The sequence below is a fragment of the Acinetobacter brisouisimilis genome (assembly GCF_000368265.1).
GTDB lineage: Bacteria > Pseudomonadota > Gammaproteobacteria > Pseudomonadales > Moraxellaceae > Acinetobacter.
This window is the reverse complement of record NZ_KB851217.1, coordinates 1-3,398: the sequence shown is the minus strand read 5'-3', so window position 1 is coordinate 3,398 and position 3,398 is coordinate 1. Positions and strand designations below refer to the sequence as shown.

The 3,398-nt window shown below is 33.9% G+C and carries 3 protein-coding genes; 2 read left to right on the top strand and 1 reads right to left on the bottom strand.

Going from position 1 to position 3,398, the window contains the following annotated elements; genetic code table 11:
- Positions 1–453 precede the first annotated feature (453 nt).
- On the bottom strand, positions 454–1,386 hold the full coding sequence (gene repM / locus F975_RS00880) for a replication initiation protein RepM (protein WP_051064809.1): 933 nt from the start codon (positions 1,384–1,386) through the stop codon (positions 454–456).
- Positions 1,387–1,777: 391 nt separating this feature from the next.
- Here repM and F975_RS00875 point away from each other — a divergent pair, with 391 nt between their 5' ends.
- Both F975_RS00875 and F975_RS00870 read left to right on the top strand, forming a co-directional pair.
- Positions 1,778–2,416 carry an AAA family ATPase gene (locus F975_RS00875; RefSeq protein ID WP_004749515.1) on the top strand — a complete coding sequence of 213 codons (639 nt, stop codon included), beginning with the start codon at positions 1,778–1,780 and terminating at the stop codon, positions 2,414–2,416.
- Positions 2,417–2,419: 3 nt separating this feature from the next.
- On the top strand, positions 2,420–2,719 hold the full coding sequence (locus F975_RS00870) for a hypothetical protein (protein ID WP_004749513.1): 300 nt from the start codon (positions 2,420–2,422) through the stop codon (positions 2,717–2,719).
- The last annotated feature ends 679 nt before the right edge of the window (positions 2,720–3,398 follow it).

The following is a 3,398-nucleotide window of genomic DNA, read 5'->3' as shown; positions in this document are numbered from 1 at the left end:
ATCACCAGCAACAACATATTGATTTCATTATGATCCGTATCACAGATAAATTAACCATTGATTCACAAGTTATGAAGTTCTTTTATTTTCTGTTTTATTATAAGCTTGCTTATATACTAGACGACTCTACACAACACACTTTTACAAGGTATTTAGTTACTCATTGAAGGGCTTTGAGTCTCAGCATATGGGCTTATAAGCTCAAAAGCTGGGGATCATGCTTAGATATACTCTCAACTGACTTTACGGCTATTTGCAGTATCAGGGCTAAAATTTGCTTTCTCAGCATGCTCTGTACAAAAGAAATGGGGGCAATTTATATCCGAACGTAATGATCATCTAAAAACGCTAAATCTCTAAAAAATCTTGGAGATGACTCTTATGCAATACTGATCAAACTTTTTATAAAAATAAACAAGGTACTTATCAATTTTGGCTTCGATGGTATTTGAGTTATTTAAATTTTTCTTTGAACCCAACTTCTAATAAATACGGATAGTACTTCTTCACATTTTCTTGCTCTAAAAGCTCAAGTGAGATTCTCTCGCGAAAATCTTCAATTGATTCACCTATATTCGCATATTTAGCTCCGAATTTTGGATATAGCGTAAGATCACACAATTTTTGGGCAAAAAAAGCACATTGCTTTGCTGTCAGTGAATAGGTTGGTTCTAATAGGATCTCATTTTTGATGTGTGCTGTTTTAAGATCGAAAGAGAACTCTATATGTGTAATTGTTCTTCCTTCTTTTTTTTGTGTATAGCTCACATCAATATCGGTAAACTTATTGATCTGGTCAATTGCAACCGTCAGTACACGCTTTTTGAAATCGCCCATGACTTGATATTCATTTTCGAGTAAACCAAGCTTTTCACGAAGTTGAGAGACACTAATATATAATTTACCTTTACCTCGCCATCTAATGAGAAGTTCATACAAACGTATGGCATAAACACTCGATAATTGAGAAATCTGTTTCAATTCATAACGAGTAAATTTTTCTTCGAGTTTGACAAACAGCTGTAAAATATCTGGAGCAAAAACCAATTGCGCGCACGCTGCTTCTTTAACGTAACCGACTTTAGATACCCAGCGGCTCTTATAAACCGCTAATTTTCCCGTCTGAGGATCGATTGCTTTATACGTAAGTTTACGTTCAAAAAGGTTGTCACATGCAGCCTGAAGCGCTTCATAAGCAGATTGGCGCTCTAAATTGAAGTGCTTCATATATTCAGATGCATGAATCGTAAGCATCGTATCTGCTGTAAGATCTTGTTCAATGTCTCGAGCGGCAATAATTGCAATTAAAATTAAGCGTTGCTCAGACAAGCTTAAAGCGTAAGATGCTTCAATGAGGTTGTTATCTTTATAAATTACATTTGCCATATTGTGTTTAATGATAATAAAACCATTTATGGACACTACCACTTAATGTCCATAAATGGAAGATTTTTTGATGACAGGAAAATGTCCATTAATGACAGGAATCCGTCCATATATTGTCAGGAATCCGTCCATACATTGTCAGGAATCCGTCCATATTAATCAAGGAAAATGTCCATATATTGTCAGGAATCCGTCCATATATATCCTCCAGATGCTAGATAGAATAAGGCTTGCAGGCTACCTATAAATATAAATTTAAAAATATATATAAATTTAAAAATATATGATTACTTGTGGATAATTTTTTTTAAATTTGTATTTATTGATAGTTGATTCAGACCATAAAACACTATACATTACTTTTAACAAAATTACGTAACTTGCATAACTTATGATTATTTTAGTTGGTGGCGAAAAAGGTGGTGCTGGTAAAAGCTGCCTTGCTCAGAATTTAAGTGTTTATTTGCAAACCAAAAATAGAGATGTACTTTTACTAGATGCAGATCCACAAGGTACAACTACAGATTGGATTAAAGAACGTGATGATAATGAACAGTTAAAAAATATTCCTTCTGTTCAAGCATCAGGCAACATTCGCCTTGTGTTAAAAGATTTGGCAAAAAGATATCAAGACATTGTTATTGATGCGGGTGGTCAAGATTCTGAAGCATTACGTTCTGCAATGACAATAGCCACACATATGTTATTACCATTTAGACCAAAACGTAGAGATCTAAAGACACTGGATCATATGGAGCAAGTGTTAAAATTAGCAAAAGCAGTTAATCCTGATTTAAACGCTCGTGCAATTATTACGCAATGCCCAACATTACCTTCACAAGTTCAACGTATTTTAGATGCTAAAGATGCATGTTTATCTTTTGGTATTAAAGCATTGAATCAAATTACAACGAATCGGAATGTTTATGATGATGCTGATGAAAATGGTCTTTCTGTATTTGAAGTAACCAGTGATTATAAAGCCAAAGCCGAAATTGAAGGCATCGCACAAGAATTCTTAGGAGTGTAATTTATGGCAGGTTTGGGCGGTTTAAAGAAGAAAACGGAAGAGCTTTTGGAACAGGATCAGCTTGTTGAGAGCTTTATCTCTGGCGCGGAAAAAAGAGTTAAAGATTTAGAAGTTTCTCAAAAAAAATTTGTTCGTTGTACATTCTCGTTAAATGAGGAATTGAACCAATTAATTGATGATTTAATTGTTAAAAGCAACAATGCCCGTGTCAATAGATCGAGTATTGTCAGAATGGCTTTAGAATCATTGGCTGAGCAGACTCCTGAAGAGTTTCAAGCATTAATTCATAAAAAGAGCCAGTAATTTTTGTGTAATTGCCTGAATTTGTTATTTATCACCTTAATAACAGAATCAGGCAATATTTAAATGAATAAACTTTGTTAGCAGACTGAGTTAAGAAATCAAAATAAAAGATAATCTCAATAACGCCTCAATGCCTACATAGATCACACCATGGTTCCAGCTCATCACAATAGACCGATTACAGCAAAGTAGTATTCTAGGCATTAACCTGGATAGGCAGAAAAATATAAACAATTGTAGTTTTGAAATCTGGAGAGTCAATAACAAGAGTGCAAAGCTGATACTCCTGCTTCACATAGCCATTGTTCAGGCCTCTGCGTTAATTTTAATAGCTTCTGTGTGATTCGATTATAGGCTCACAAAGTCATTTACACCCCTCATGTGATCAAGCTATTGGCAGCTCATACTCGCGAAGATCAAAAAGTAAAAAAGGGGGATTCTGAGCTAATGGGTGAAGCTCTAAAACTTGAATATGCTAATCTTGTATAGACATACTTCTTATGACCTAATTTTGTCTTGCCCAAAGCAATCACTGTTAATACTTTAATTTATCATAATAATAATATAAAATTATTTACACACTTATTTAGGATTAAATATCATAACTTCATAACTTCATAACTTCATAACTTCATAACTTCATAACTTCATAACTTCATAACTTCATAACTTCATAACT